At 64.4% G+C, this 2,807-nt stretch carries 3 protein-coding genes; all 3 read right to left on the bottom strand.

The window, feature by feature from the left end; all coding sequences use genetic code 11:
* A partial coding sequence (locus RMO40_RS05965) for a porin (protein WP_309717690.1) occupies nucleotides 1-871 on the bottom strand: 871 nt, incomplete at its 3' end.
* A 192-nt stretch (nucleotides 872-1,063) separates the two neighbouring features.
* On the bottom strand, nucleotides 1,064-2,308 hold the full coding sequence (glcF, locus tag RMO40_RS05960; protein WP_309717687.1) for a glycolate oxidase subunit GlcF: 1,245 nt from the start codon (nucleotides 2,306-2,308) through the stop codon (nucleotides 1,064-1,066).
* The coding region (locus tag RMO40_RS05955; RefSeq protein WP_309717684.1) for a class I SAM-dependent methyltransferase at nucleotides 2,308-2,807 on the bottom strand (500 nt) is incomplete at its 5' end. The genes RMO40_RS05955 and glcF, both read right to left, overlap by 1 nt.

The following is a 2,807-nucleotide window of genomic DNA, read 5'->3' as shown; positions in this document are numbered from 1 at the left end:
AACCCACGGCGACCAAGGTTGCGTCGTCGGCGTCGGCGGTGCGGGTGGCGCCGGTGCCGCCCGACAGGTCGGCGCGGCCGACCGAAGCGCGGATCACGCCCGAGCCCACCGGAGCGGTGGCGCCGATCAAGATCAGCTTCTCTTCACGTGACAAGAACTTCATCTGCGTGAACGAGCCGAGCAGGCGTACCACGCCGAAGTTGTAGGCCAAGCCGAGCGATCCGATCTTGTACTTGTCTTCGGTTCCGTTGGCATCGGTCGTGCCGTAGGAGCCCGACACGTTCAGCGGGCCGGCGGCATAACCGACTCGGCCACCGACGTACTTGTTGCCGACCGTGCCTTCACCAGCGGCCACGGCCAGCGTGCCGTACACGCCGCCCAGGCTCTTGGGCAGGAAATACTGAACTTCGTTGTCGGCACGGGTGTTGGTGTTGACGGTGCCCGTCAGCCTGGATTGCAGGTTGGAGAACTTGCCCACGCCGTTGTCGCCGAAGGCATCGAAATCGGAGATGCCGGTGTAAGTGGGGGTGAAGTCGCGGCCCAGGCGAATCTCACCGAAGCCACTTTCCAGGCTCACGGTGGCGCGGCGGTGCCAGAACTTGCCGCTGGAGTTGATGGTGCCGTCATCGGGGTTGAGTGCGGCTTCGAGCCAGAAGCCGGCCTTCAGGCCGCCACCCAGGTCTTCGGTGCCACGAAAGCCGAGTCGGCTGCTGTTGACGCCATCGGTGCCGAGTTGTCTGACTTTGACGCCGTTGTTGTCGATCTGGCGCAGGTTGGCGTCGATCACGCCGAACAAGGTGACAGACGATTGGGCCGAGGCGGCGCTGGCAAAGCCGGCGAGCAGGGCGAGAGCGAGAATGGATTTTTTCATGAGGAGTCCAACGGGTTGGTTGAATGGGTTGCAGGGAAATCCCTCTGCGCACGAGCGATGGTCTTTGATAGACACGTGCGTATTTGACCAAACCATCGCGCCATTTCTTGCGACATTTACATGACGACGTGTGCTCTGTTGGCATAAGCGAACAGGCCCGTTCCGGCTGCGGGTCTTGTCACATGCTTGTCATCAATTCACACCCGAGGTGAGCGCCTCGTCGAGCACCTCGACCCAGTGCCGCACCGGCGTGGCCGTGCCGCTTTGCAGGTGCTGGATGCAGCCGATGTTGGCCGACACGATCACCTGCGGCTCGCTCATCGCCAATGCTTTGAGCTTGCGGTCGCGCAACTGGTGCGACAGCTCGGGCTGCAACACCGAGTAGGTGCCGGCCGAACCACAACACAGGTGGCTCTCGCTGGCCGCCAGTTTCACGTCGAAGCCGAGTGTGGCGAGATGGGTTTCGACGCCACCGCGCAACTGCTGGCCGTGTTGCAGCGTGCAAGGCGGGTGGAACACGAGTTCGCGCAGCTTGGGTTTGCGCAGCTTGGTTTTGAGACGGGGGGCGATGTCGGGCAGCAGCTCGCTCAGGTCGCGGGTGAGTTCGCTCACACGCTGCGCCTTGTCGGCGTACGCAACGTCGTGCGCCAGTGCGTGGCGGTAGTCCTTCACCGTCACCCCGCAGCCCGAGGCGTTCATCACGATCGCCTCGACCTTGCCCGCCACCACCAGCGGCCACCAGGCGTCGATGTTGCGGCGCATGTCTTTGAGGCCGCCTTCGCGGTCAGCCAGGTGGGTGCGGATGGCGCCGCAGCAACCTGCATCGTCGGCCACCAGGGTCTGGATGCCAGCGGCGTCGAGCACGCGCGCGGTGGCGCTGTTGATGTTGGGCGCCATCGCAGGCTGCACGCAGCCCATCAGCAGCAGCACCTTGCGCGGGTGTTCTCGCGTCGGCCACTGGTGGGCGCGAAGGCCCGCTTTGGCGGGCACCTTGTCTTTGAGCGCTTCGGGCAGCAGCGGGCGCAGCATCTGGCCGAGCTTCATGGCGGGGCCGAAAGCGGCGGAGGTGAGGCCTTCTTTCAACAGCCAGCGCACGGCCTTTTCTTTGGGCGGCCGTGGCACACGCTCTTCCACCAGCTTGCGGCCGATGTCGACCAGCGCCCCGTATTGCACGCCCGAGGGACAGGTGGTTTCGCAGTTGCGGCAGGTGAGGCAGCGGTCGAGGTGCAGCTGGGTGCTGCGCGTGACGGGCTCGCCTTCGAGCACCTGCTTCATCAGGTAGATGCGGCCACGCGGGCCATCGAGCTCGTCACCCAGCAGCTGGTAGGTGGGGCAGGTGGCGGTGCAAAAACCGCAGTGCACACACTTGCGAAGAATGGCCTCAGCCGCCTCGCCATCAGGTGTGCCTTTGAACTCGGGGGAGAGTTTGGTTTGCATCAGGCAACCAGGTAGGTGCAGGCCCAGAAGTAAGGCCACTGCGTCCAGCTGAACTCTTTGGCGCGTGGGCCCAGCAGCTGGCGCATGTCGTCTTCAGCGGGAAAGTTTTTCAACACCTCGAAGGTCGAACCATCGTCCAGGCGGCGTGTCTGGTAGCTGTTGCCCAGCTCGTCACGGCGTGTGATGGGCTGGCTGCTGCCTTCGACATAGAGGTTGTCGATGAGCACCACGCGCGCACCGGCTTGCAGGCAGGCATGCAGGCCATCGAGCCACTCGTTAGCGCGCTCCAGCGGCACATGCGACCACCAGAAACCGGCGAAGGCGGCGTCGAACTGCGGCGGCAAGCCCAATGCATACGCATCGGCGTTTCTGAATTGCACACGCTCGTGTGGCAGCGGCTTGGCGCGTGCCAAGGTGAGCACTTCGTCGTTGACATCGGTGGCGAGCCACGAGACGCAGTTCGCTGCGGCCAGCGGCGTCCAGTAGCCGGTGCCGCAGG

Source organism: Rhizobacter sp. (genome assembly GCF_031412075.1).
Lineage (GTDB): Bacteria > Pseudomonadota > Gammaproteobacteria > Burkholderiales > Burkholderiaceae_C > Rhizobacter.
This window is presented reverse-complemented; position numbering and strand designations above follow the sequence as displayed.

Coding starts and splice junctions, on each gene's coding strand:
- glcF (WP_309717687.1), bottom strand. CDS start 2,308: ATGCAAACCAAACTCTCCCCCGAGTTCAAAGGCACACCTGATGGCGAG.